Source organism: Burkholderia sp. Bp9012, from assembly GCF_003853825.1.
In the GTDB taxonomy this organism is placed as follows: domain Bacteria; phylum Pseudomonadota; class Gammaproteobacteria; order Burkholderiales; family Burkholderiaceae; genus Burkholderia; species Burkholderia diffusa.
Window position 1 is genome coordinate 201,976 of sequence record NZ_QTQA01000011.1, and the last position, 24,361, is coordinate 226,336.

Here is a 24,361-nt window from a genome sequence, read left to right on the forward strand (position 1 = left end):
GAGCCGCGCTGCCTCAGTCATCACTCGACCAGTGTCGTGGTTGAGGTCGATATCCTCTGGCACACATCCGCGCACAAAGGGAGCCCGTTGTTGCGCCGGCGGGCACCGGCCGGGAGTACCGTCGACCCGAGGGGTCTCCTGACCTCACGCCCACACCATGCGATGCGACGTCAGGAGACCCCTCGCGCGACATAGCAGCGGGATCGGAAGTGGCGTCGTGGTGACGCCAGGAACAAAAGCCTCCCTGTCCGCGCCGGGTGAACGCGGGACTGGCACACAGTATGGGAGGTCGGCGTGCAGGGAGTTCCGCGGGATGCGGAACGATCACCGAACACCGTGCACGAGCACGGCGCGGCGGGGGATGCCGGGCGTCAGGAGGATTTCGGCGCGCGCCGCCGAGGGCGTGACGCGGAGCGCTTGCCGGTGCTGGATTCGACAGGCAGCGTGCCCTTGCACTCGGGGTAGCGGGAGCATGACCAGAAGGCGCCATTCTTGCCGGTACGCTGGCGCATGGGCTGCCCGCATTGTGGACAGGCAGGTGCCGCCGGCATCTTGACGGAGAGCGTGGCGCCACGGTGCTGAAAGACGATCTGCGAAATCCATGCGGACTGCTTCGCGATAAACGTGTCGAGCGTCAACTGGCCGGCGCCGATCATGTCGAGTGCCTGCTCCCAGATCGCCGTGGTGACAGGGTCGGCAATGGCGGCAGGCACGGCATCGATCAGCGTGAACGCGGCGTCGGACGCACGAATCGAACGGCCCTTCTTCACGAGGTAGTTGCGTCCGAGCAGGCCGCTGATGATGCTGGCACGGGTCGCCTCCGTCCCGATACCGGTGGTGTCCTTCAACTTCTGTTTGAGCACCGGATCGCTGACGAGTCGCGCGACACCCTTCATCGCCTTCACCAGTTCGCCCTGCGTGTAGGGGCGTGGCGGCTTGGTTTCGAGCGCCTTCAGATCGAGATGCTCGATACGCGTGTCCAGGCCTGCTCGTAACGGCGGCAGCACCTGGGTGCGTGGTGACGATGCGTCCTCGGGATCGGGCGCGTCGGGTTCGCTCAGCGCCAGCCGCCAGCCTGGGACGATGACCTGCTTGCCGACCGCATGCAGGGTCTGTCCGCCACTGGTCAGCGTGGCCATCGTTCGATCGAATTCATGATGTGGCAGAAACTGCGCGAGGTAGTGCGCGCGGATCAGGCGATAGACCGCGGCCTCCTTGTCGCTCATCGCCGACAGCCTGGCCGGTTCGAGCGTGGGGATGATGCCGTGGTGCGCGGTGATCTGACTGTCGTTCCACGCGCGCGAACGCTGCTGGCGATCGAGTTGGGGGATGAGCGGTCCGAGACTGGGGTCGGTCTTGAGCAGGCTGTCGAGCACCGTAGGCGCTTCGGCGAACATGCTCTCGGGCAGGTAGCCGGAGTCCGATCGCGGATAGGTCGTCGCTTTGTGCGTCTCGTAGAGCGCTTGCGCAATATCGAGTGTCTCCTGCACATCCAGGCCAAACTGGCGGGAGCACACTTCTTGCAGCGTGCCGAGATCGAATGGCAACGGTGGCCCTTCGCGGACGCGTTCGGTCGCGACGTCGATCACCTGCGCGGTGCCGGCGCGGCGCATGCTGTCGGTCGCCCGTTGGGCGACGCTCTGCTGCAGACATCGGCCCGCATCGTCATGACTGCCGGCGGGGGGCACCCACTGCGCGACGAACCGGGTGTCGTGGGTCGCGAGTGTCACGTCGATGGACCAGAACGGCACGGGCACGAAACGGGTGATCTCGCGATCGCGCTCGACAACCAGCCGCAGCGTGGGCGTCTGCACCCGGCCGACGGACAGCACGCCGTTGTAGCCGGCCTGCTGACCGAGGACCGTGAACAGGCGGGTGAGATTCATGCCGACAAGCCAGTCGGCGCGTGATCGCGCGAGCGCGGAGTAGTACATCGGCAGGGTGTCCTGCCCGGGCCGCAACGCGGCAAGTGCCTTGCGGATCGAAGCGTCGTTCAGCGCGGATAGCCACAGCCGCTGGATGGGGCCGCGGTAGCCGCAGTAGTCCAGGATCTCGCGCGCGATCATTTCGCCTTCGCGATCGGCGTCGGTCGCGATGACGACGTCGGAGGCCGCACCGAGAATGTTCTTGACCACACGGAACTGATCGGCAGTCTTCGGCTTGACCTCGATGCGCCATTGATCGGGAAGAATCGGCAACTGATCGAGAGACCAGCGCTTGTACTGCTCGCCGTACGCTTCGGGCGGCGCGGCTTCGAGAAGATGGCCGATGCACCACGTGACCATGAGGCCTGGCCCACCGAGGCATCCGCTACCGCGTTCGCGAGCGCCGAGGATGCGGGCGATATCTTTGCCTTGCGAGGGCTTCTCGCAGAGAAACACACGCATGCAGCCTCCCATGGCGCGCGAAGTTCAGCGGATGGGTTTCAGCATGGTGGCTGGCGAGCGGCACGGCAGCAGACAACGTGGCAGCGAAGATGTCCCGGTTGTGTCGCTGCCCGATGGAGGCGGCGACAGCACGGTCGAGCTAGTCGAACGCGTCGGACTCATCCAGGCACAGCCGTTCGCGCTGCAAGGCGTCGTGGGCGCGATTGAGTTCGCAGCCAATGTAATGGCGTTGGAGCCGTCGAGCGACAACACCGACAGTGCCACTGCCGAAGAACGGATCGAGAACGAGGTCGCCGCGTCGTGAGCCCGCGAGGATGCAGGGTTCGACCAGCGCCTCTGGAAAGGTCGCGAAATGTGCGCCGCGATAGCTTTGTGTGGCCAGTGACCAGACCGAGCGTCGATTCGCACGGCCCGTCGCATTGGCCCAATCGTTGCCACTCTTTGTACGGAATTCACCGCGGTCGTCGTCACCATATTTAGTGCCGCCGAAGCGTGCGCCGACCGCTTTCATGCGACCGTTCGATTTGCCCGGCACCCGATCGCTACCCTGCTGGTGTGCGAGTGTGGGTTGCGACAGGCGAGCGATACTCGATGGCGCGAGCGGCTGCGCGATGGCCGATGCGTTGAAGTAATAGGACGCATGGTTGGCCAGCAGAAAAAGATACTCGTGCGCTTTGGTGCACCGGTCCCGGACACTTTCGGGCATCGGATTGCGCTTGTGGTAGATGATGTCCTGCCGCAGATACCAGCCTGCGTTTTGCAACGCGAACGCCAGATGCCACGGCTGTCCGATGAGATCCTTCGGCTTCAACCCCGGCGGTACGGCGCTGGGCCCGGAGAACGTGTGACCTCTCGCGCCCCGGGTGCCGCGCACCTGATAACTGCGATTTGCCGCATATGAATCACCCATGTTCACCCATGCCGTGCCATCGTCCGTCAGCAACGCGCGGCATAGCTCGAACACGTCGACGAGCGTGTCGATGAACTCGCCCAGGGTCGGTTCCCGGCCGATCTCGCGGTGTTTGTCCGGGTGGTCCTTGGGCAAGTACGAGCGCAGCCGCCAATACGGCGGGGACGTCACAACCATCTGCACGCGCACGCCGTCGGCGATCATCGCGCGAAGCAGGTCGCGGCAATCGCCGAAATGGCAGCGGTCGATCCATGGACGCATGATGAATACGCAACTTTTGCGTACGCGTCAGTGATGGCCGTCCGATGACGCGTCGAGCGCGAACATGGACTAGTCGACATCGCGTGGTGGAGTATCCGTCGACTCCGGCCGGGCGGCCATGGTCACGGCGTCGATTCGGTAAGGCAGGATGGCGACGCAACGCGCCTCAACCACGAAGGTCACGCGCGGGTTGTCGTCCTTGTCGGTCCACTTGTCCTGCACGATGCGGCCGTCGACCAGCACGCGCATACCCTTCTGGTACAGCGTGGACCAGTGTTCGGCCTCGTCGTGCCACAGTTGCACCGGCGCCCAGAAGCCGCCGCGGTCCTCGTAACCGTCCTTCGCAGGAACGGGATTGTCGAAATGCACGTTTAGGCGCAGCAGCCGGCGCGGCTCGTCGTTGCCGTTCGGAAACTCGCGAAATTCCGGATCGGAGCCGATATTGCCTTCGCCAAAAAAATGAGTGCTCATGGAAACTCCTTGCGTAAAGTGAGCGCAGAGGCCGGCATCGGCTACCCCCTGCGACGTTGGGAGACTGCCTCGGCGTGGGCCATCTTGCTGGCGCAGGCGATGGCCTGAAGCGCGAGGGTGTGTGTGAGGCTGATCTGCATATTCAGCGCGATGCGCTGGAGTTCGATGGCATAGAGGTCGTCGATCAGCGCGTGCGGTGTGCCAGGGTGCTGAAGCAGGTCGCTCCACAGCGTGACGCCCATCAGGGACCGGTCGCTGTTGCGCCAGCGCAGGAACGTCGTCCCTGCGCCAGTGGTTTGCTGGGCCAGGTGAACGCCGAGCTGGGCGAACGGATAGCCCCGTGCCTGGGGAAGCACGTGATGGAGCGCCAGCCGGATCAGATCGTCGCGCAGCGCAGCGCAGTGATTGGCCCAGTCCTCCAGCTGTCCCTTACCTTTAAAAGGTTTTAAAAGGCCTTTTAGGTAGGGCGCATGTTCCAGCCGCAGGAAGTCCGCCTGTTCCAGCGGCACGAAATAGCGCGGCGCCATCACGCGGGCTCGTCGGCGTCGTCGTCCGACGCTTCCGCCGCCGGACTTTCGGCGGGCACCTCGGCGTCGTGTTCCACCGAGGCGACTGGGGTCTCCACGTTGGGCTTCGCCTCGCGGCTCAGTCCGGTGCGGCGTACGATCGGCGGGGCAAAGCGTGAGCGCCGCGTGCCTTCGAGCACGTCTTGCGGCAGCGGACCGAATCGTTCGAGGGCGGTGCGCGCCATGGCGTTGTTCGCGGCGAAGTCGTCGCGTTGCGCACCGGAGAATTTGTACTGCTGCGCCAGTGCGAACAGGCTGCGCAACGCGTGCGCGCCGTCGTTGAGCCAGCGTTCGAGCGTGCTGCGGTCGATCATGGCGGTGTGATGGGCCAGAATCAGCCGCCGCGCGAGATCGTCGAACTCGGCGAGCAGGTAGACAGCCATGAAGCCCAGCTGCGCGTTGATGAACAGCGGCAGTTTCACCGGCTGGACGTTGAGGTTTTCGCCAAGGCTCATCGCTGGCGGCACGGCAGTGAGCGCCTGGTCGACCTGCTGGCGCAGGGCTTGAAGTTGCGTCTTGGTCTCGGCGAGCTTGTCTTCGATGCGGATCATCCACCAGTCGGAGTAGGGATCATCCTGCTCGCTGCCGCGTTTCATCTTGTTCATCACGCTGATGAAACCGTTAAGGCCGATGATGCCGGGGCGGCCTTCTGCGGGTGCCCGGCCGTGCCAGATGCGCGAGGCGTGGTGCGTGTGCAGTGTCAGCGCCATCGCACTGCGCAGTGATCCGAGATTGAGTTCGACGTCGGTGGCCATGGAGCGACTCGCCTGGGAGGGGAGTCGCCAGCTTCGGCAGGATGCGGAAGGCCGTCAGTGAGCAATGCGCAGCTGTCGAGTCCCGGTTTGGCGTTCGCATGCAACGCCTGGCACCCATGGAGCGTATTCGAGAGCCGTTGCTCGGGGGGGCTGTACCGCCGCGGAGATTTATACCAGTGGTATAAATCTCCGCGTATGCTTGATGGAAGCCACTGGACCCTCTGGGATGGGGAAATGGTGGAGGAGGGACGCTGCCTCGCTATGGTAGCGGCATCGACGGGCATCACGGCTTGCCCGAAGGCACGATACTGTGGCTGCAGTCGACCTGGATGAACCTGTCAAAATGGACAGGGTGGTCATGGTTGAGCGGTGGCGGTGCGACATGAACGAGGGCGACGGTCGACGTCGCAGTGGTTCGAGTTCGGCCGGTTCACGATTCATGTTCCGACGACCTAAAAACATAATGAAACCTGCAGATATCAAGGCATTGGCGGAAGCCATCGCGAGCATGTTGGTATCCCATGGGGCACATGGACTGGCGACCGGCTCGCTCGAGGGCATGGGCGAAATCACGTTGCGAGACGGACTGGTTGTCGCGGCGGCGGCGGAGGCAGCTCGCAAGCGGCAATCGTGGGTGATCGAGCGCGAGATTGTTCCTCCCAGTTGGACTGACGCGCCGGTGGATCTCTATCTCGGTCGTGTCGGAAACAAGGGCGTGATGTCGACCCTAGGTGGCTGTGAGTTGAAATGGTGGCGGAAGACGGACCCCAGCAATGCCGCTAACCGCCGTCGCGATCTGATTCGGGATTTCATCCGTGCGGCGTCGCTGTACGCACTTGTCGAAGAGTTTTCCTTCGTTGCGCTCTTGTCGACCGAGGGCTCGTGGTCTTCCACCATCGGGACAAGCGGCACGGACAAAGCGGCGATGAGCATGCTGTCTGCCACCGGCTCGCAGAAATGGAACTTGAAGAAGATGATCGGTAGCAAGGCGATTGAGGGTGCCATGCGTTCTCTCGGCGACAAGGTACCGATGCCCAACATTTTTCATACCGAACTGCTCTGTACCCGGTCACTGACCGATGGGGCCAACGTGTTGGCCTTCAGCAAGGTGTGGCTCGTCAAAAAACCACAGAACACCAAGATGCTGACGCTTACCCAATTGGCCGGATTGATACCACCGAAACCTCCGAAGGCCGGTACTTTACCGGCGGTTGCGCCAGCAAACCCGCCTGTAGGGACTTGATGCGATCTCGACGCAGTGCGCGACCTCCCGTCGTTGACGAGGGGGCGTTGTATGGTTTCGTCCACAGATTCGCTCTGGGATCTGTATTTATGCCAGTGGTATAAACCGGTCGCGGGTCTCGCGAATCCGTCGTCCGGCGGTTCGCCTCGCGGCGACGTCGGCCATTTATACCAGTGGTATAACGGCAATGGATGTCAGTGGACAACGTTTCGCGACCGCCGCAGGGGTTTCTCCCGTACATGCGACGACGAATCGCCTCACGTCTGTCGCGTTCACGGCAAACCCAGGAGCTTGCGGAGCCGGGCGATATGCTCATTCGCCACGACGGGATCGGCGCGCCGCGGGGGGCTGGCCGGCGGTTTGGAGGGAGGGGGTGAGGTTGGTGGCGTGGCGCGTTGACTGGCCCATGCCTTGAATTCACCACGTAGCGCTTTCTGGACCACACCGAACAGGTAGCCCGCCGGGTTGCGTACGGTGCTGCTATCGCACCGCGCCTGCCATTCATCGAGCACCGCCTGCTGGAGATCGGCGTCAAGCGTTTCGAGCGCAAGCAGCGCGCCGGCCTGCTGCTCCGTGTGCAACAGGGCGAATCGCGCAGGCAAACGGAGCGTGGCGTCGGTGCCGTCGCGCGCGCGCCGTACAGTACGTTCTTCTAATGCTTTTATAGTACGTACTGTACTGACCGCCTTCGGATTCCGAAGCGCTTGATCCCATGCGCTTTCGCCACCGGTTTCGGATTCCGAAGGCGGGGGTGCACGATTCCGAAGGGGGACTTCGTCCCCGCCTTCGGAATCGTGCAGGGGTTCTGTCTGTGGATAACCTGTAGCCGCGCCTTCGGAGACGCCGTCATCGACAAGGCCATCCCAACCCTGATCGCCTAGACGTTCGGTGAGCCGTTGCAAACGCGTGGGTAAGGCGCGCCCCCGCAACATCGGATCGTGATGGATCTCCTGCAGGCTGTACTGGCCCACCCGTTGTATGGCCTTGCTCGCATGCGACAAGGCATCACTGACGAGACTCAGGTATTCCGGGTCGAGCTGCATGGCTTCAAACGGGGTGAGTGGTTCATCGTGCAGGACATAGACGTTGCCGGCCATGCGACCGTTGATCGGATCGCGCCGACGTCGCACGAGGCTCAGCCACCGGGTGAGACGCAGCAGGGTCAACGCGCGCGCGACAGTTTCCGTGGAGGCCCGAGCCGTGCACGGCATGGATGCGAGGAAGGGGCGCAATTGCTCGTACGTGGGAAACGCGGTTAGTCCGTCCTCCGCGAGCTGCATACGGATGACTTGCCAGGCGTTGCGTTCGAGGGGCGTCAGCCGGGCGTCGAGAAAGAGGGCGCGCGGTACGCTCTCGTGCCGGTTGCCGCTGAACAGAAACGCATCGCCCGCCATGACGCCAGGCGTCGGCGGGCGAGGTGGCGTGGGCCCGTGCATGTCAGGTGAGGCCCTGGTCGATCCAGCTCCTGATGGCGGACCAGACGACCGATGCGGGCAGCGCCATGCCTTCGGCGAGGTCGAGGGCGAGGGGCAACATCCCCGGCTCGTCATCAAGGGCAATGCCGGTGGATTTCACCTGCGGCTTCCAGCGTTCCCACAACGCGGCTTCCTGTGCTTCAGTCAGGACAGGATGCCGACCCTTGCGTTTCGGCAGTCCGAGGATGTCGCGCCGTAGCGCCACTTCCTGATGGGTCAGTCCATAGAAATGGCTCACCATTTCCGTACTCGCGCCGAGACTCAGCATTCGGTCAATCATCGCCACTTCGGTCTCGACGTCCTGAACCTGTTTCAGCAGCCGTAGCAGCACATCACGATTGACCTTCACCGAGCACCACGACACCGTGGCATTGAGCAGGATGCTGACCAGGGCCGGCTTCTTCAACGCGTCGAGCTCCACCTCGCCAAACCCCATCGCCTTGCAGCGTCGCAGTTGCCCATTGCGCAGATCATGGAGCGCCTGAGCAATGACGGCCTGGTTGAGGGGATGCGGGGTGGACATATCCGTGTCCTCAGGCATGTGCGATCGGCGTGCCGGTCGTGTGTCCGCGATCGTGATCGTGCAATCGACGGGCGAGTCGCACGAGCCGGAACAGCTTGACCAGGGCCTCGTCGCTCAGGCGCGCCTTGTTGCCATCGGCGCCGCCGAGCAGTAACGACGCCAGGGGCAGATCCGTGGTCGGTGCACCCTCGCTGAGCGCGTGCAGCAGTGCCGCGATGGCATGCCGGGGTGCCGCAGCCGAAGTGGGACTCGCCGTGTGCGGCGTGCAGGTGAAGCCGACGCCCGAGGCCACTTCATCGATCGCGTCGATCAGCCCTGCCTCGGCCGCGATCTCGCGCGCGAACTGGGCGATGTGCGTGCGCAGCGGCGCCGGTGCGTCGAGGCCCGCATCGATGAACCAGATATCGGTGATCGGGTAGAGCGCATCGACCTGAATAGGAATGGATTGCAGCATCCCGTGGGTGGCGTCCGGGCGTTCGTCGCCCAGCCCCTCGGCGACCAGCCGCTGGATGGCATCGAGCCGTCCGGTGGTCGGTGCGGGTGACACGATGGCTGTTGGTGGCCTGTCGTCGGGGTCATGTTCACCCGTTATGCGTGGCGCCGGGGTCGACGAAGCAGGCTGCCCCACCGACGCGTCCGCGGGCGCGCCGGCCGGTATCGTGCTCCCCGTCGTTGAGGGCACGACGGGGAGTATCATCGGCCTGGCGGATGCTGCGTCGATGGCGCGGCTGGTCGCATCACGCGCGGCATCGGGTGAGGGGATCGGCGCTGCCGGCGCGCCGGTCAGCGCGCGCTGGCGGTTCTCCGCATCGCGAAGATCGAAGAGCAGCGTGTCGTAGTCCATGCCGAGATGCTCGGCCATCTGCCCCACCAGCTCGTCTTCGATGCGTGCGATCGGCAGGGTGTCCGGCGTACCGTCGAACGTCGACAGAATCTCCTGGAAGAGCGTGGCGAACTCGACGGGCACTGACCGTCCTGCGGCGCGTGTGTCCCAGAGCCGCGCGCCGGCGCGACGCAGCCCCGTCAGCCGTTCGATTTGCGGTCGCCCGAGTCCGCCATAGAGAAGATGCGGAATCGCGGGTAGCAGATAACGCACCGCTTCCTGCATACGGCTGATGTGGGGCTGCGTGACGGGATAGCCGTCCGCCGTCAGCCGGCGGGACAGCTCGGTTTGCGTCAGCGGCTGGCCACTTTCCTGCTCATAGAGCTCTCGCGCTTTCTCGACGCCGAGCGCCCGTTCAATGAACGACAACCCGCCGTGCAGTTCGTTCTCGGCAAGATGGCCGGTGAGCGCGACGATCTCACCGCGGGCCGACCACGGCCGGAACAGACAGGCGATACGGAAGAAACGCTCTTCCCGGGTTTCCGTCCATAGTTCACGCAGGATCGCAAGGCGCGTGTTGCCGCCGTTGCGGATGATGTAGTGCGGCTCGCCGGGGCGGCGGGTGATCGCGGGTGGCGCGTCGAGGCCGCGCTCGCGTATGGAGGCCTTGATGTCTTCGTACAGCGGATTGCGAGTGACGCGTGGATTGTGTTCGTACGGCCGCAGCTCGTCCAGCGTCACGACCATGGCCGTGTCGGCGAGAGGATCGCTGAGCGTGGTCGCCTCGGGATCGGTGCGCGGAAACCCGTCGGCCAATAGCTTTTCCGCCATCGCTTGCGCAGTCAATTCAGCCATGGTACTCCCCCTCATCCGGGGCGTCGCGCAAGACGCGTTGTAGCCGCGCACGGGCGTTGCGGATCGCGCGATGGTCGCTCGCCGTCGAACTGGTATAGATCGCAGGCAGTCCGGGCTTGAGGAATTTCAGATGGCCGCCGGCGGTTCGCTGGACATCCCAGCCTTCGCGCAGGGCGTACTCGATCAGCGGGCGCAGCCGGCGATGCCCGCGCACCAAGTCATGAATGTTGGGCATGGGGGCGGGTCTGATCGGTCGAGGTATGGACCTGCGCAAAGCGTTCGCGCCAGGCAGGAAACAGTTCATCCGCCAGGGCGCGCATCGTGTCGAACGCGGCCGGGGCGACCCGGCCGGTCGGGCGACGCCGCTCGATCCGGTGCACCGGTTGCGATTGCGTGGCTGCGCGGGGATAGGCTTCAATCGCCGGAATGTCCGTGGCCAGCACCTGGACGGCGGGCTGGTCGGCGAAGATCTGTCGCAATGCTTGCTGGACGACGCGTGCATTGGCAGACACGGCGGGGACGCGATTGATCAGCAGGCGCAGCGGCGGGAGCGCAATGCCGAGCCGCTGATACGGCGCAATGTCCTCGATCAATTGCAGCGTGCCTCGCCGCAGTTCGCGCGCGGCGAGGATCTCTGGCGTGACCGGCGACACAGCCAGGTCTGACGCCAGCACGGCTGCTTCGAGCAAAACGCTGCGCGCGCCCTGGGTATCGATCAGCATGAGGTCGTAGTGCGGCGCGAAGACCGGAAGCAGATTGCGCAGGCGCAAACGCCCGTCCGGCGCATGCAGCAGCAACGTGCTGAGCTGGCCACGGTCGTCGTTGGACAGCACGAGGTCCAGGTGGTCGATGGTTGTTGAGGAGACGAGTCGGTCGCGCGCCTGCTCATTGAATGCGAGCAGTTCATAGACGCCGCCCACCGCGCGCGTGGCCAGCGGAAAGTAGCTCGACAACGTCGGCTGCACGTCAAGATCGAGCAACAGCACGCGCAAACCGGCATCGGCGACAAAGCCGCCCAGGTTGGCCGCCGTCGTGGTCTTCCCGACGCCGCCTTTCGTAGAGATGATCGAAACCACGCGCATCGCGTCGCCCTCCGTGGTGTCCGTGGGCGTCAGACGCGATTTTTCAGGCGATCAGCAATCCACTGGTCGATTTCGACCGAGTCCCACGCGACGGCGCGTACCCCAAGGCGGATCGCTTTGGGAAACTTGCCTTCGTTCATCAGGTTGTAGATATGGGCACGCTTGAAGCCGGTACGTGCCTCGACTTCCGCGCGCCGCAGGAAGCTATGTTCCGTCGCTGGTTCCGGACTTGCCGGGGTGTTCGTCTGCTTGGTCATTAGAGCCGCTCCTTAGCGCTTGTTAGCGTGAGTCGGCTCCATTGAAACGATGGCGGGTGACCCGGGGCACTGTAAATACGAAACGGCCGTAGCCCATATAGGTGACACGGTGACTAGGTGATGCGAAATTGCCGTTTGGCCTCCGCGAACTTGTTCTCTAGCGTCGACTGCGAGATGCCGAACACATCGCCGTAGTGGGCGAGCATCGCATCGATAATTGACCCTTGGGACCGGAAGGCGGAATACGGTGTGCCGGACGGTGACTGACTCAACATCAATGTAAGCATGCTTGCAATGATGTTCAGATAGGTGGCTTGGCCGCGGGGGCTTGTCGCTCGTAGCCGATGCTCCCGCGTCAGGCTCGCCTGGTGTTCCGTACTTAGCGCCTGGTGTTCCAGGTGTAGCGCCTGATGTTCCGTCTGCAGGGATTCAAGCCGGAACTTGAGGACATCGCGTTCGGCAAGCAGGGCCTGGAAAACGTGACGGTCGAGCAGCGGATCGGCCGCACACTCGCTGGCGTCGAACAGGAACACGGGTTTCTGTTCGGGATAAAACGTTTGCATCCAGCGTTTCAGGTCCACGTGCCGGATGGTGAGGTCCGGATCATCCAGCAATGCAGGATCGTCATGGGTGATGCCATGTTTCCCGTACGGCAACTCGTGATTCTGCATGCCGTCGAAGAGTCGCTCCGTATTAAGGCGAAGCGCCGGCCAACGCCGGCAGTCCGTGGGGGCGGGCATGCGGCGTGGTCCCAGGGTGGTGAGAATGCGGGCTTCGAAGCGGACGAGCCCACTCCAGCGGATGGCCGCCTCGATCGGCCGGTAGTAGACCTTCTGATGTGCGCTGGTATCGGTATTGTCGCGCATGTGCATTTCCTTTCGGATAAAGCTCCTTGTGAGCCATGATCTAGATGGGTCCACTCACGTTGCGACGATGCAGGTAAGTGGATTCGACGCGGTAGTCCCTCCGTGTGGCACGAAGCCTCTACGTTTTTGTCCAAACGCGACCGTATGTAAAGGTGCATATCGTCTGAATCGTTGCATAGAAGGTCACACCGGGTTGTGTGACCTTGGAGGTCTCACGTGAGACCCCGTACGCACCTGGAGTTGAAAACGGGCGTGATGGATTTCCCAACGGTCCTCCACCATGGCTCGCATCGCGCGATTTTCGTCTGACCTAATTAACAACTAACGTGCGGCCGCCTGCGGGCGAATGTCATCGCCCTGCGCGAGCTGTTGCGCGCGTTCGATGAACCGGTCGAGCTCGGGGAAGGACGTATCGTTGCGACGCAGCACGTAGGTCACCAGGGACGGGGCGAGGCCTGCCAGCGGTCGCGACACGAGATCGAGGGTCTTATAGGCCGTCATGTCGTGTTCGGAGGCGATGCCGAGGCCGTGCCCGGACGACACCTGGACCATCATCAGAAGGAACGACGCCGCCTCGATATAGGACGGGAGCGGGTGCGGGAGCCATTCGGTAATCTGCTGGAACGTGCCGGGGTGCGTCTGTTTGCTCGGAAGGATCAAGGGATAGCGGAGTGCTTCGGACAAGGGCACCCGGTCGTGGTGGAGCAGTGGATGGCGATCCGGCAACACGAGGACGACGGGCGTATCCCACAAGGGGATGGACGTGATGTCCTTGTCGTCGCACGTGGCATGCGCAAAGGCGGCATCATAAAGATCGTGCTGTAGTCCCTTGACCTGATGTCGGAAATCCGCCTCGGATAACGTCACATGCGTGCGTGGCTCATCGCGGCGGGACCGGGTCAGCAGATCACTGAGATGCTTTGCGGCGACGCCTTCAGCGACGGCGATGCGCAGCACGCCGTGGTAGCCGGAGGCTGCCATGCGGGCACTATCCCTGGCTTGTTCGAGCGCTTCCATGACGCGCTCGACCCCGTCGCGGTATTTGCGGCCCGCCCAGGTGAGTCGTGTGCCATGGCGATCGCGGTCGAACAGACGCACTTCCAGGTCGGCTTCGAGTTCCCGGATCGATCGGGAGAGGGGCGATTGTTCAATATGGAGGCGATTGGCTGCCCGTTGAAAATGAAGCTCTTCGGACAGCACGAGGAAATGCCGTAAGTGACGCAGCTCCATGGCAACATCCTTGTCTGAGCACGCAGGACACTGTATTGAGTCAATGTAAGAGCATTGTCATCTGTGCCTGCCATTTCAATGGCGTGTGATGCGAATGTGACAGGTTGCACACTGGTTTTTCATCGAGAGTACAGACGACCGCGGCAAGGTCAGTCGCTTGGAGGGTTACCAGGGTCGTCGATCCGCTGAACGTCGGCGCGTTGTGCGAAATCCGTCACGGTGGTTATGGTGGCGGCATCGCGTGGCGAATAACCGAACTCCATCTTGAACACCCGGCTGAAGTATTTTTCGTCAGTGAACCCGTACTGCCAGGCCACTTCCGCGATCCGAAGATGACGGCCAGCGGGAGAGCAGAGCGTGCGATGGGCCTGGACCAGACGTTGCCGGCGAATGGCTCGCATGACGCCGCCCGCCGATTCGTAGAGTTGGTAGAGCTTGGCGCGGGAGACACCGACCTCCTGGCAGATGCGCTCGGGCGTCAAGCTCACTTCGACCAGATGCTCGTTGATGAAGTGCTGCACACGGTAGCGTGTCACATCGCCAGGCTCAAACCGCTGCGAGCCCGTCGGCTCCAAATGACGGTGGATGGCTGCCGAGAGCAGTTGAATCGTCGCATGGACCACATGTGGTACGTCCACCCATGTCAGCGTATGCCAACGACGGTGAAGAGACAGGATGTGATCGGCGATCAATCCGGCAACCCCTGCGTTCAGTGACGTGCCATGGAGACGTTCGGTCGAGGTCGGAAGCAGAAAGCGTGGCACGGCTACCGCGACTTCCGAACCCGCCGAGATCGCGCACTCGAAGGCCTGCGCGGAGTCGAGGAGGTACATTTCGCCGACTTGCTTGATGGACGCGGCGTCGTCGGAACGCAGGGCGAGCTGACCTTCGAGTTGAAGATTGAAGCAATGGAAGTCATGACCGTCGGCACGCAGGCGTGATGGCGTACGCGTCGCGTGATAGAGGGGGTGTGTCGCGGGCCCGTGCAGCGTGCGGCTGGCGATGATCAGTGGGCCAATCGTGACGTGTTGACTGCGCGCCTCGAGTAAGTCCGCATCGTGTGCCGTCCTGGTCATGTCGTAAAACGCGCTGGTGCCGATCCAGGCGTCATACCGCTCCTTCGGTGCCACGCCCTCAGTGGTGAAGCGCCGCGTCGTCAAGCGGGCCGATTCTTCCATACACATCTCCGCAAAAATGACCTTACAACCGCCTTTCCTGCACCGCTTGGCCGTGCGGCAGGAGAGATCGGGCACCCTCGTCGCGGAATGGTTTTACCTTTCTGTGTTGTAAAAATCGTTTCCGCTTCGGCGTTAATCGTCAGCAGGCGCGCAAAAAATTTTATCGCGCAGTATCTAATTTGTCTTTATTAAAACGCACGTCCACCTAGTATGGACGCAGCTCCGCTTTCTGTTAAAGAGCGATGATTTAAGATGCTTTCTGCGTCAACCTTTCTTCAAAAGTTGACCCTGTGTACCATCCTCTACGCCCTTGTGCGAAGGGCGCGGCTGTGCCGCGCGTCAGGTATAGATAAAAGGCATGGATTTTAAGCGTAATGGAATAGCTAAATTCACCTCGTTTGTCTTTAAATATCGAAACGTAGCGGGCTGACGCCATCGGATTATGGGTGGGGGTATCTCCTATATAGGGTGAGATTTTTAGAGGCGTGGCATGCATTAATTCGTCTTGGGCTATTTGACAAGGAGCGGTCCAGGGAGAGGTGGTCTGATGGCGCGCGTTTGTTCCGACGATTGCGCTGTCCGTCGCGATGGATCGGGAAAAATCCACGGAATGGGAAAGGGGCATGACATACCTCGATAACGGTCTGTCCAGCCTGGTTGGCCAGCTCTACGACGCCTCTATCGACAGCGGTCAGTGGGCGGGGATGGCCTCGACGATCGCGACGGCGTTCAATGCGAACAGTGCTGTCCTGAAGCTCCATGATGGCGCGAATGTGCAATTGCTTGAGTCGACCGATAACCTGCAGGTACCGCAGGCGCGCCTGGATTGGGCGACCCATTGGCACCAGAACGATCTTTGGGTCCACCGCGCTGTGGCCCGCAGCGTTGAGACGATCTTCACGGACCGCGATCTCGTCACGCCTCGCGAGCAGCGTGAAAGTGGCTTCTATCAGGAGTGGCTGCGCGAACTCGACATCTATCATGTCGTCGGCACACTGTTTCCGGTCGGTGACGGCGCGCTTGGTGTACTGGGTGTTCATCGACCCAAAACGGCGCGGCATTTCAGTACCAGGGACCGCCAGCGCGCCTCATTCCTTCTTCCGCACCTTCGTCGCGCGTTCCAGTTAAGCCAGCGCCTGTCTTCCATCCAGCACGATGCCGCGTTGGAGGCGCTGAATCGCGTCGATACAGGCGTGCTGGTCACCAATCAATCGTGCCAGGTGCTGTACGCGAATGCGATGGCGGAATATCTGCTTCGTTCGGGGCAGGCGATTCGTGGTCACGCAGGCCGTGTCCGCCTCAATGATGGTGCATTGCATGAGCGGCTCGTGCAGTTGATCCGGTCGTCGGTGTTGACAGCATCGGGCCGGGCCATGCCGCTAGGCCATACGTTGAAGATTCCACGTGCCGGTCGGTTGCCGCTGACATTGAGCGTCAGTCCGCTAAGACCGAGCGGACTGATCAAGACGGCCACACCGCTTGCCCTCGTGATGCTGCGCGATCCGGAATATCCGACAGCGAGCGTGCACTATCTGCAAGAGTTGTTCGGTTTTACTCCGACCGAATCGGCCATTGCCGCCGATCTGGGGATGGGACTTTCGCTTAATGAGATCGCCCAGCGCAAGGGGATCGGTATGGGCACGGTGCGATTCCATCTGAAGCGAATCCTTGCCAAGACGGGCACAAACCGACAGGCCGAAGTGGCGGTGCTTGTGGCGCGAAGCGTGGCGTTGTTCCGGCCGCCAGAGGAGAAAGTCCCATCCCAAATGAGAGGCGACAGGTGTCTTTGACGCCGGTAATCTTTTGCCCGGTACGAAGAGCGTTTTTGTCTTGTCCCCGTCGATCGGGGCAAGGCCTCTGACGTCCATGAATGGGCTGGCAAGCGATACGCTGAACTGCTTATTCCGTAAGAAGTAAAGGACTACTTATCAGATGAAGGCGCCTATGCAATGTGGTGTGCCGGATGCGTTTTGGTTAGGTGAGGCAACGCGTCGGAGAGAGGTGTCTGGTGATGGATGCCCCGACGTTGGATTGTGTGCAGGGTTGGAGAGTAAGGAAACGCCGGTCGGCGATTAAATAAAAAAGGACTTTTATGAAACTCATTGCATGGACGGTTATGGCGGCCTGTCTGACGCTTACTGCGTGTGGCGGCGACGATGTTTCGACGACAGGCAGTGCCTCGTCGTCCGGCCCCTCGTCTCCTGGAGGAGGTGGAAATACCGGAGGCGGCAATACAGGTGGTGGAAGTACCGGCGGTGGTACGTCTCAGACGCAGGCGGGTTGGAGCCAGGCCGTCGCACTCGACGGCAAGACGGTCGCATTCGAGCCCAGCACGACCATCGATGCCAACGGCGATACGCTCGTGACGTGGATGACCAATGGCCCCACGGGCGCCATTGGCAATGAAATGTGGGGTGCGCGGTACGTGCCCGGCGCAGGCTGGAGCACGGCGACACGGCTCGATACCGGTGATGGAACGCACGCGATGACCGGACCGGGCACCATTCAACCGCAATTGGTCGGCAATGCTGCGGGTCAGGCGGTGGCGTTCTGGACCGAGTGGACGCCTGGTCCGAATATGTACGCACTGTGGGCGCGTCCATTCAGTCCGGGTGCCGGATGGGGAGCGGCGTATGAAGTGGCGCCGGACGTCACGAGTTCGACGTATACGGCGGGTATCGACGGCAAGGGCAATGCTCTCGTCGCTTTCCCGCAAGCGACTAGCATTCTGGATTCGCGCATTGCATGGACGCGATATACCCCGGACGGGAAGTGGTCCCCGACCACGCAGATCCAGATGCCGGTCCAGACCGGGCCGGGGGCGGTGATGGGGGATACCTTCAACGTGCGGCCCGTGATTTCGGTCCTGTCGTCGGGTAGCGCGGTACTTGCGTGGGGACAGACGAACCACACGCAATCGGCGATCTGGACGGCCACCTATGACGCGGCCAATGGCTGGACGAACGTTAATCCTGCCGTGACGGACACGAGCCTGTTCACGAACATCGACACGCCGACGGTCGGCATGGATGCGAAGGGCAACATCACGCTCGTTTGGGGGCAACTCGATGTCGCCAACGGGAAGATCATGACCACCACCATGTCGCAACGCTATGTGGCGGGCACGGGGTGGCAGGCGGCGAAGCCGGTGGCACCGGAGATCACGGAAGTGTCGGGCTTTATCGCCACGCCGATCCTGGCGGTCAGCGAGAACGGCGCGGCCGGCGTCATGTGGGCGGAGGGTGGGGCTGTCCTGAAGGTGAGCGTGGCGGATACCGACGGCAACTGGGGGCCGCTGCAGACATTGTCGGAGCATCTAAATTCCTTTGCCGGACAACTGCCGCCGCTGGTGATCGACGATGCTGGCAACGTCACCGCTGCCTGGCAGGACATGGGGACGTCGGGGTCCTCGAACATCGTCACGAGCAGCTATCGCAACGGGACGTGGAGTGCGACGACGTTAGGCCAGGACCCACAGTCGTCGTCCTGGCCCGCGCTAGCGGTCAATGCGGCCGGCGCCATGGCGCTCATCTGGGAGAACTACATCGAGGATGTTGGTCAGCAAATCCAGACGGCCTTCTATACGCCAGGCCATTAACTGTTTCATCACTCATGCCGACCTGTGGTGTCTCGCGCCCATGAGCGCAGCAGGTCGGCTTGTGTCATAGCCGTGCGTGTCACGCGTCGGGGGGGCTGCTTGGTAAGCGGTAAGGCATCGCTGCTGGGCTTTCACCAGCGGACCGACACGAGACCACATGGCAGGAAAAATCGGGGCAATCATGTATCGCAAAATTGTTGGTATCGGCCTTTGTATGGCCATGGCCGCCTGCGCAGGTATGGGGGGTGACGAGGCCAATCATCCGTCTCCGTTCGACAGCGCTTATCTCAAGGCCCATGTCATTCCGGGCAAGACCACCGAAAGCGACATCGCGCAGATGTTCGGTGACCCCTTCCAGAAGAAGAGCTTCCCCCAGTTGGGTAAAGACATGTGGGTGTACTCCAACATCCATATGCCAGGCCAGGGCAACCGGTTGTTGTCGATGGCCGGTATGGCTGCGAGCTTCATTCCGGGTGCGGGGCTTCTTGCCCAGGCGACCAACGCCGGACAGATGGTTGACGCTACGTCGGGCCCGACCAAGGCCAAGACGATGCAGTTCGAGTTCAATAGCAGCAACGGCACGGTCAAGGACTGGTTTGGCGATGTGCAATAACGTGAGGCTCGTCGCTAACCGACACTGACGACTCCCGATGCCTGACCTTTCTCCGCTAGATACTTATCGGTTCTCGACGCTCGACGTGCCGGAAAAGGAGCGCTTCGAGGCGTGGGCAGGGGCCATGTCGACCTGCGATTACCAGTCGCCGAGCGATACGGCTGTTCCTTTCGACGTTGAATTCCATGCGGTGCGATTCGGACCGTTCGTGCTTACGTCACACCGTTGGATTCGGCATGCACACACGGTGTCTTATCGCGCGATTCGCAGCGCCCGAAAAATCCGGGCCGATGGCCTGGATCATTTTCACCTGATGTTTCAACTCACCGGCAGCTCGGCGGACGGGTTTGGGCCTCGCTGGGTTCAGAGTCGCATAGGCGAGCTGTACGTGTGCGACATGAGCCTCCCTTTCGATTGTGTGGTGACGGCCGGCGACATCATCGGCTTGCTGGTTCGCCGGGATATGCTGGGATCGCTGGACGTGAGCCGACGCATCAACACCATTGATCCAGTCATGGGAGGCGTTCTCGCCGAGCACCTGCTGACTCTGCAAGGCAGTATGGAAAAACTGGGTGCCGGCGATGTGCCATACGTTGTGCGAGCAACCAATGCACTGCTGCGGGCGGGATTGATGCGATCAAGTGAGGCGTCGCACGGGGATCTTCCCGAGACGGATCTCTCCCTGGTTCGTCAGGCCAGGCAATTCATCGTGGAGAATCTGCATCGCGCTGACTTGACGCCCGAGGTGATCGGCGAGGCGATCTGCATCTCACGGGCCAAACTGTACAAACTCTTTCAAGGGAGCGGCGGCGTCATGCGACAGGTTCAGCGGCAGCGGTTGGATCGAGCTTATGACGTTCTGACGGACCCGGATATGCCGAAAGAGCGTGTTGCGCACGTTGCGTGGCGCCACGGTTTCAACGACGAAAAATACTTCAGCCGGATATTTCGTGCGGCGTTCGGATGCACACCAAGAGAAGCGATGGAAACGCGACGTATTTCGTCATCGCAGCCCCAGGTCATTGCGACACGCACGCACGGGCCGACGTTCGTTCAATGGCTGAAGGCCGACGCGGAGAGCCGGCAGGATAGTCAAGCGTCCTGACACACGACGGGCGGGCAAGAGGAGAAGTGCCTATGTTGAGCTTGAAAAGGATCGTACTGGCGGTAGGGTCGCCTGCAGCGTACCGGATGCGATTGCATATGCCTGCGCGCGCGATGGTCCGACTGGCCGTTCTCGCGACAGCATTACTCGTGGGACGTGCGGTGTGTGCGCAGGTGAGTTGCCCGGCCGGGCAAATGTCGTATGGCGGCACGGATATCAGTTCATGTGGGCCCATTCCGCCCGGCTATCAGGGAAACATGGCGCCGCCGCCTCCGCGATGGATGCATCAGTGGGGCGCGATTGCTACACACGACGATGATGGCAGCTTCGGGGCCTCCGTTGATATGCCGAGCGAGAGCCGTGCAGTAGAAGCGGCGCGTGAGAATTGCCGTTCGAAACATGGTTCGACCTGCACCGTCCAGATTACTTACCATGATCAATGCGTTTCGATGGTGATCAGCGCCAAGCGGTACAACGTGGGCAGTGCCCCTACCGTGGAAGAGGCGACACAGAGCGGTATGGAAACCTGCGTGAATTCAGGCGATCCCCATTGCCGCGTCTATTACACGGCATGCAGCATGCCCAGGCGGATTCAATAGCACGAGGTTTCGAATGATGGGGAGCAGCCCACGACGGTTGCGTGCAGGGTGTGTGCAAAGACTGAGGCTTGCGTCCCTGCGGGTGAGGGTGATCGCGACGACGTTGCTCGTCACGCTCGAATGTTCATATTACGTATGACCGAGCTGGAGCTCGGATGCATTTCACAGGGAGAATATTGTGCGCACATCGATTCTCGCCGCGGGGATGGTGGTGGCTGTTACGGCGCTTGCCGGTTGCGTGGCGAGGACCTCGCCTTGGGTAGCTCAACCCGTGACGAACCAGGCTGCGGCCAGTCAGCCTGCCACCGCCAAGGCGCTGACGCTGGAAGACGTAGACAAGTCCATCGAAGCGATCGACAAGATCACCGCAGACGACCGTGACAGGATTGCGAGGGATGCCGCTCCCAAGGAAGACCTGGAGATCGATCGCCAGATGCGGCAATTGCTGATGGAAGCCAAGCCCATCGTGATATCGCGCGACAAGGCGGCGGGGAGCGAGTGGAAAAGGAAATACAACGCGCTTGCTGTACGAAGGCACGAGGCCGAAGAGCGCTTCACGTACGACTGGTTCCGGAGGCATCCGGGGATGGCCTCGCAAGATACCGGCTCGCCGTTCGCGGGACGAACCGACGCCGGTTGCATCGGTGGACATTGCCAGTGGACGCCCCCGCCACCCGAACCGCGAACGTGCATCATCAACGGGAACGGTTGGGTTGGCCAGGCACCGTGCTGAGTACGTCGGCTTTATTGCCGAAAGCGTTGATAAATCATCGCCGCGATCTCTAGCGGCGGTTGCTCAGCGGAGCTCTAAACGAGGAGCAGTGCTGTCCACTAACAGATAAAGGATTTCATTGTGCGTGCAGCGATTTTTCGAACGACATTGACGGCAAGCCTCGTAGCGATCCTGTCTTCGTGTGCCTCGCCATACCATTTTGATAAGCCCGTACGGGATCAGTCACCATCAGAGCGCTGGGCTGCGACGACAGATGGAGATCGCAGTATGGTCGAAAAGGGCTTTTATTCCAGTGAGGTTCTGCAATTGGATGGAGAAATAGCTCAACTGATACCTGAAGGCGAGGCGATCATGGCGACACATGATCTAGCCAGGGCGCATGAATGGTTGAAAAAGAACAATGCCTTGATGGCGAGGAGAGAGCTTCTCGTGAGGCAAGGACACGCAAGGGTACAAGAATGGCTTTCCCGTCAGCCGGACTACGACGTTCACGGCTGCGTCGACCCGGCCAATGGCGAAAACCAGTGCGGACCCCGGAAACCTCCGCCACCAACGGTCAACCGATGGTGTGACCGTGGTAATGGTGTACTGGAGCCATGTGGCTGATTCATTGAAGGTGGCGACGCGGCGTCAAGTGTGCCCTTCCGCCACTGATGCTCATGATGATGAACCTCATCGCGCCTTTGCTGTAGTGATCGAATAATCAGGGTGTATTCGTCATTTTTGCTAGGGGTCGGGTATGTATGTCATGCGAGGCCGAAGAGCGCTTCATGTACGACTGGTTTAGACAGCACCCGGGTATGATCTCGCAAGAACCGGCTCGCCATTCGCTGGACGAACGGCCCCGGGTTGCATCGGCGGACATTGTCAGTGGACACCCCCACCACCCCCGCCGCGGACGTGCATCATCAAAGGAAACGGGTGGGTGGGTTAGGCGCCATGCTGAGCACGTGGTCGGTGTTCCTGAAGAAACGGGAAACAAGCGAAGCGGCGTGCTGACGCCATGTGGCTGATTCTTCAGAGTGGGGCCGCTGCATAAAGAACTGCCCTGCCTTGATAGGGCTAAGGGTGAGTTATTAGTCAACTCACCGAACCCATACGGCCGGCAGCAAAGGACCATATTCCATATGACCGAGATGGAACTCGGACGCATATACAAAGGAGAGAAGATGCGTACTTCGATGCTCGCCGCCGGCCTGGTGGTGGCTGGTGCGGCGCTCGCTGGGTGTGCGGCGGGGGCAACGTCGTGGGGCGCTCGGCCCGCGAATGCTCAGTCTCCCAATGCCAAGGCACCCGTATCGACACCCGCACAGATCGATGCGGCGGTAGAGGGGATGGACAAGATTATCGCCGCTGATCGGGAGTCAGTGGCGAAAGATCTGGTTCCCAAGGAGGATATCCAATTCGATCTCGAAAAGCGGCAATTGCTGGTGGAGTCGAAATCCGTTTTGGCCTCGGGTGACAAGGACAAGGCGCGCGACTGGAAAAGACGATGGGATGCTCTTGAGGCTCGGAAGGCCGACGTCGACAAGCGTTTTCTGAATGCCTGGTTTGCCAGGCATCCGGGTATGGCCGCGCAGGATACCGGTTCGCCTTTCGCGGGCCGGACAAACCCAGGTTGCATCGGTGGGCGTTGCCAAGATACCTCCCCAGCGCCTGAACCGCGAACATGCATCATCCATGGGAGTGGGTGGGTTGCGCAGGCGCCGTGCTGAACGTGGACCGTGTAGCCGAAGAATCTGAAAACAAGCGACCATGCATTTCGGGACGACAGGCACCTTGCTGCTTGACGACGGCGAATATCTGCTTCTTCTGAAGCATCGTGGTCCGCTGGCGGCTGGACTTGGATATCTGTTTCGTCGATGTCGTGTTTCCGAGGCCGCTCCCGAAGGCCTCGAATGTGTCGGCGGATACGACCTGCAGCTGTTCGAAGGTTGGTCGGCCAGTATCACGGTGCCCTACGATGCCGCGACCGACTCGGACTGTCTCTGTCTTGGCTGTTTCAACAATCCGCTTACCGCTATCTGCACATTGTGGGGGCAACGGCATAACGCGCTCACGTTGCAGCCAAGACATGAGGGCGGGTGCTGACCCACCGCGACCGGTCATGATACGGCGTGCCTTTGCGTTCGTGCGGAACCTGCGGTCCCGTTCGGCGCGATCAGGCGGGCGTCGTGTGGGGTGACGCATGCACGGCGACTGGCGAGGGATGGTCCGGATTCAGTGGAGGTAGCCGAGCAGCACACCGGCGCCGTCGCCCAGGCCGGCACGCAAGGCACCCGAGCTCAGGACGTCTGGCTGAAGGCCCGCGTTGAGTCCCCACAACATCAGTACGGCGGGTGCATTCCGAATGGCTTCATCCACCAAGGCAGCATCTTGCATGGTAGCCCCGGTCATCAGTTGGGCTGTATTGATTCCCAGGAGCATGATGTCAGCGCTAGCGCCGACGGACATGGCGCTGCCGCCGACGTCGATAAAAAGCGTGGTGCCTTGAATATCTGACTTCTTCAGTTCCGAGCCGGGAAACGCAGCCGTCATGAAAACGCAACCTCCCCCGGCAAAGGATGGGTCTGAATACGTTTCGGAGAGGGTCGTTTTTTGCGGCAGGAACGTGGGCAGCTTGATGGATGGCACCTTTGGAATCTTGAGGCGCGCTGAGAGTCCAACACCTATCCCGCCGTAATAGAAGTGCTCCACCTTGCCCGAAGGATCCTTTAGCGGCAGGGCACCGCCGGATGCGACGAAGTCTTCCAGACCCAGGCTGCCCGTGGTGGAGTCGTTGGCGTATGTCCAGCGGCTCGATCGTAAGGTGAACATCAGCCACTCCTGTT

General features: G+C 61.6%; 25 protein-coding genes. 10 read left to right on the forward strand and 15 right to left on the reverse strand.

Annotated features, from left to right (window positions below; all coding sequences use genetic code 11):
* Positions 1-371: 371 nt before the first annotated feature.
* The 5 genes from DIE11_RS17570 to DIE11_RS17590 all read right to left on the reverse strand — a co-directional run bounded on the left by DIE11_RS17570 (position 372) and on the right by DIE11_RS17590 (position 5,350).
* On the reverse strand, positions 372-2,387 hold the full coding sequence (locus DIE11_RS17570) for a DNA topoisomerase III (RefSeq protein ID WP_124625903.1): 2,016 nt from the start codon (positions 2,385-2,387) through the stop codon (positions 372-374).
* Between the two features lie 139 nt (positions 2,388-2,526).
* Positions 2,527-3,558, reverse strand: coding sequence for a site-specific DNA-methyltransferase (locus tag DIE11_RS17575; protein WP_124625905.1), 1,032 nt, complete (start codon positions 3,556-3,558; stop codon positions 2,527-2,529).
* 69 nt (positions 3,559-3,627) lie between these two features.
* Positions 3,628-4,029: a single-stranded DNA-binding protein gene (locus DIE11_RS17580; protein WP_124625907.1), complete on the reverse strand. Its 402-nt coding sequence runs from the start codon at positions 4,027-4,029 to the stop codon at positions 3,628-3,630.
* A gap of 41 nt (positions 4,030-4,070) precedes the next feature.
* Positions 4,071-4,556 (reverse strand): DUF3158 family protein, encoded by a 486-nt coding sequence (locus tag DIE11_RS17585; protein WP_124625909.1) that lies wholly within the window; start codon positions 4,554-4,556, stop codon positions 4,071-4,073.
* Positions 4,556-5,350, reverse strand: a complete 795-nt coding sequence (locus DIE11_RS17590; RefSeq protein WP_124625911.1) for a PFL_4669 family integrating conjugative element protein — start codon at positions 5,348-5,350, stop codon at positions 4,556-4,558. Before DIE11_RS17590 ends, DIE11_RS17585 begins: the two co-directional genes overlap by 1 nt.
* Before the next feature lie 463 nt (positions 5,351-5,813).
* On the opposite strand from DIE11_RS17590, the gene DIE11_RS17595 reads away from it, so the two are divergent.
* Positions 5,814-6,593, forward strand: a complete 780-nt coding sequence (locus DIE11_RS17595) for a hypothetical protein (RefSeq protein ID WP_124625913.1) — start codon at positions 5,814-5,816, stop codon at positions 6,591-6,593.
* 272 nt (positions 6,594-6,865) lie between these two features.
* On the opposite strand, the gene DIE11_RS17600 is transcribed toward DIE11_RS17595, so the two are convergent.
* The 9 genes from DIE11_RS17600 to DIE11_RS17640 form a co-directional block, all read right to left on the reverse strand.
* Positions 6,866-8,143: an STY4528 family pathogenicity island replication protein gene (locus DIE11_RS17600; RefSeq protein ID WP_409364576.1), complete on the reverse strand. Its 1,278-nt coding sequence runs from the start codon at positions 8,141-8,143 to the stop codon at positions 6,866-6,868.
* On the reverse strand, positions 8,031-8,591 hold the full coding sequence (locus tag DIE11_RS17605) for a DUF2857 domain-containing protein (RefSeq protein WP_124625917.1): 561 nt from the start codon (positions 8,589-8,591) through the stop codon (positions 8,031-8,033). The genes DIE11_RS17600 and DIE11_RS17605 overlap by 113 nt, the downstream gene beginning before the upstream one ends.
* A 10-nt stretch (positions 8,592-8,601) precedes the next feature.
* Complete coding sequence (locus DIE11_RS17610) at positions 8,602-10,269, reverse strand: ParB family protein (RefSeq protein WP_124625919.1); 1,668 nt, start codon at positions 10,267-10,269, stop codon at positions 8,602-8,604.
* Entirely contained in the window at positions 10,262-10,504 is a 243-nt protein-coding gene (locus tag DIE11_RS17615) for a type II toxin-antitoxin system HicA family toxin (RefSeq protein ID WP_124625921.1), read from the reverse strand. The genes DIE11_RS17610 and DIE11_RS17615 overlap by 8 nt, the downstream gene beginning before the upstream one ends.
* On the reverse strand, positions 10,488-11,351 hold the full coding sequence (locus DIE11_RS17620) for a ParA family protein (RefSeq protein WP_124625929.1): 864 nt from the start codon (positions 11,349-11,351) through the stop codon (positions 10,488-10,490). Before DIE11_RS17620 ends, DIE11_RS17615 begins: the two co-directional genes overlap by 17 nt.
* A 29-nt stretch (positions 11,352-11,380) precedes the next feature.
* Positions 11,381-11,608, reverse strand: a complete 228-nt coding sequence (locus DIE11_RS17625; RefSeq protein ID WP_124625931.1) for an AlpA family transcriptional regulator — start codon at positions 11,606-11,608, stop codon at positions 11,381-11,383.
* Between the two features lie 113 nt (positions 11,609-11,721).
* Complete coding sequence (locus tag DIE11_RS17630) at positions 11,722-12,474, reverse strand: ATP-binding protein (protein ID WP_124625933.1); 753 nt, start codon at positions 12,472-12,474, stop codon at positions 11,722-11,724.
* Positions 12,475-12,795: 321 nt separating this feature from the next.
* Positions 12,796-13,704: a LysR family transcriptional regulator gene (locus DIE11_RS17635; RefSeq protein WP_124625935.1), complete on the reverse strand. Its 909-nt coding sequence runs from the start codon at positions 13,702-13,704 to the stop codon at positions 12,796-12,798.
* A 149-nt stretch (positions 13,705-13,853) separates the two neighbouring features.
* Positions 13,854-14,882, reverse strand: coding sequence for a helix-turn-helix domain-containing protein (locus tag DIE11_RS17640; RefSeq protein ID WP_185633780.1), 1,029 nt, complete (start codon positions 14,880-14,882; stop codon positions 13,854-13,856).
* A gap of 623 nt (positions 14,883-15,505) precedes the next feature.
* Between DIE11_RS17640 and DIE11_RS17645 the strand changes: the two genes are divergently transcribed.
* The 9 genes from DIE11_RS17645 (at position 15,506) to DIE11_RS17685 (ending at position 23,621) form a co-directional block, all read left to right on the forward strand.
* Complete coding sequence (locus DIE11_RS17645; RefSeq protein WP_124625940.1) at positions 15,506-16,672, forward strand: helix-turn-helix transcriptional regulator; 1,167 nt, start codon at positions 15,506-15,508, stop codon at positions 16,670-16,672.
* A gap of 302 nt (positions 16,673-16,974) precedes the next feature.
* A complete protein-coding gene (locus tag DIE11_RS17650; RefSeq protein WP_124625942.1) occupies positions 16,975-18,480 on the forward strand; it encodes a hypothetical protein in 1,506 nt (501 codons plus the stop codon).
* A gap of 157 nt (positions 18,481-18,637) precedes the next feature.
* Positions 18,638-19,093, forward strand: coding sequence for a hypothetical protein (locus DIE11_RS17655; protein ID WP_260437137.1), 456 nt, complete (start codon positions 18,638-18,640; stop codon positions 19,091-19,093).
* A gap of 37 nt (positions 19,094-19,130) precedes the next feature.
* A complete protein-coding gene (locus tag DIE11_RS17660; RefSeq protein ID WP_124625944.1) occupies positions 19,131-20,198 on the forward strand; it encodes a helix-turn-helix domain-containing protein in 1,068 nt (355 codons plus the stop codon).
* A gap of 32 nt (positions 20,199-20,230) precedes the next feature.
* Entirely contained in the window at positions 20,231-20,797 is a 567-nt protein-coding gene (locus DIE11_RS17665) for a DUF4189 domain-containing protein (protein WP_124625946.1), read from the forward strand.
* 178 nt (positions 20,798-20,975) lie between these two features.
* Positions 20,976-21,530: a hypothetical protein gene (locus DIE11_RS17670; protein WP_124625948.1), complete on the forward strand. Its 555-nt coding sequence runs from the start codon at positions 20,976-20,978 to the stop codon at positions 21,528-21,530.
* A gap of 267 nt (positions 21,531-21,797) precedes the next feature.
* Entirely contained in the window at positions 21,798-22,136 is a 339-nt protein-coding gene (locus DIE11_RS17675) for a hypothetical protein (RefSeq protein ID WP_124625950.1), read from the forward strand.
* 563 nt (positions 22,137-22,699) lie between these two features.
* Positions 22,700-23,245 carry a hypothetical protein gene (locus DIE11_RS17680; RefSeq protein WP_124625952.1) on the forward strand — a complete coding sequence of 182 codons (546 nt, stop codon included), beginning with the start codon at positions 22,700-22,702 and terminating at the stop codon, positions 23,243-23,245.
* A 64-nt stretch (positions 23,246-23,309) separates the two neighbouring features.
* The gene (locus DIE11_RS17685; RefSeq protein WP_260437138.1) at positions 23,310-23,621 is read left to right on the forward strand and encodes a hypothetical protein; all 312 of its coding nucleotides are present in this window, start codon (positions 23,310-23,312) and stop codon (positions 23,619-23,621) included.
* A 129-nt stretch (positions 23,622-23,750) separates the two neighbouring features.
* Here DIE11_RS17685 and DIE11_RS17690 read toward each other — a convergent pair whose 3' ends face one another.
* Positions 23,751-24,347: a hypothetical protein gene (locus DIE11_RS17690; RefSeq protein ID WP_124625956.1), complete on the reverse strand. Its 597-nt coding sequence runs from the start codon at positions 24,345-24,347 to the stop codon at positions 23,751-23,753.
* Positions 24,348-24,361: the final 14 nt, after the last annotated feature.

Bases quoted from the DNA above. Each gene is read 5' to 3' on its own strand.
- DIE11_RS17570 (WP_124625903.1), bottom strand. From the start codon at position 2,387: ATGCGTGTGTTTCTCTGCGAGAAGCCCTCGCAAGGCAAAGATATCGCC.
- DIE11_RS17575 (WP_124625905.1), bottom strand. From the start codon at position 3,558: ATGCGTCCATGGATCGACCGCTGCCATTTCGGCGATTGCCGCGACCTG.
- DIE11_RS17580 (WP_124625907.1), bottom strand. From the start codon at position 4,029: ATGAGCACTCATTTTTTTGGCGAAGGCAATATCGGCTCCGATCCGGAA.
- DIE11_RS17585 (WP_124625909.1), bottom strand. From the start codon at position 4,556: ATGGCGCCGCGCTATTTCGTGCCGCTGGAACAGGCGGACTTCCTGCGG.
- DIE11_RS17590 (WP_124625911.1), bottom strand. From the start codon at position 5,350: ATGGCCACCGACGTCGAACTCAATCTCGGATCACTGCGCAGTGCGATG.
- DIE11_RS17595 (WP_124625913.1), top strand. From the start codon at position 5,814: ATGAAACCTGCAGATATCAAGGCATTGGCGGAAGCCATCGCGAGCATG.
- DIE11_RS17600 (WP_409364576.1), bottom strand. From the start codon at position 8,143: ATGACGAGCCGGGGATGTTGCCCCTCGCCCTCGACCTCGCCGAAGGCA.
- DIE11_RS17605 (WP_124625917.1), bottom strand. From the start codon at position 8,591: ATGTCCACCCCGCATCCCCTCAACCAGGCCGTCATTGCTCAGGCGCTC.
- DIE11_RS17610 (WP_124625919.1), bottom strand. From the start codon at position 10,269: ATGGCTGAATTGACTGCGCAAGCGATGGCGGAAAAGCTATTGGCCGAC.
- DIE11_RS17615 (WP_124625921.1), bottom strand. From the start codon at position 10,504: ATGCCCAACATTCATGACTTGGTGCGCGGGCATCGCCGGCTGCGCCCG.
- DIE11_RS17620 (WP_124625929.1), bottom strand. From the start codon at position 11,351: ATGCGCGTGGTTTCGATCATCTCTACGAAAGGCGGCGTCGGGAAGACC.
- DIE11_RS17625 (WP_124625931.1), bottom strand. From the start codon at position 11,608: ATGACCAAGCAGACGAACACCCCGGCAAGTCCGGAACCAGCGACGGAA.
- DIE11_RS17630 (WP_124625933.1), bottom strand. From the start codon at position 12,474: ATGCGCGACAATACCGATACCAGCGCACATCAGAAGGTCTACTACCGG.
- DIE11_RS17635 (WP_124625935.1), bottom strand. From the start codon at position 13,704: ATGGAGCTGCGTCACTTACGGCATTTCCTCGTGCTGTCCGAAGAGCTT.
- DIE11_RS17640 (WP_185633780.1), bottom strand. From the start codon at position 14,882: ATGGAAGAATCGGCCCGCTTGACGACGCGGCGCTTCACCACTGAGGGC.
- DIE11_RS17645 (WP_124625940.1), top strand. From the start codon at position 15,506: ATGACATACCTCGATAACGGTCTGTCCAGCCTGGTTGGCCAGCTCTAC.
- DIE11_RS17650 (WP_124625942.1), top strand. From the start codon at position 16,975: ATGAAACTCATTGCATGGACGGTTATGGCGGCCTGTCTGACGCTTACT.
- DIE11_RS17655 (WP_260437137.1), top strand. From the start codon at position 18,638: ATGGCAGGAAAAATCGGGGCAATCATGTATCGCAAAATTGTTGGTATC.
- DIE11_RS17660 (WP_124625944.1), top strand. From the start codon at position 19,131: ATGCCTGACCTTTCTCCGCTAGATACTTATCGGTTCTCGACGCTCGAC.
- DIE11_RS17665 (WP_124625946.1), top strand. From the start codon at position 20,231: ATGTTGAGCTTGAAAAGGATCGTACTGGCGGTAGGGTCGCCTGCAGCG.
- DIE11_RS17675 (WP_124625950.1), top strand. From the start codon at position 21,798: ATGGTCGAAAAGGGCTTTTATTCCAGTGAGGTTCTGCAATTGGATGGA.
- DIE11_RS17680 (WP_124625952.1), top strand. From the start codon at position 22,700: ATGCGTACTTCGATGCTCGCCGCCGGCCTGGTGGTGGCTGGTGCGGCG.
- DIE11_RS17690 (WP_124625956.1), bottom strand. From the start codon at position 24,347: ATGTTCACCTTACGATCGAGCCGCTGGACATACGCCAACGACTCCACC.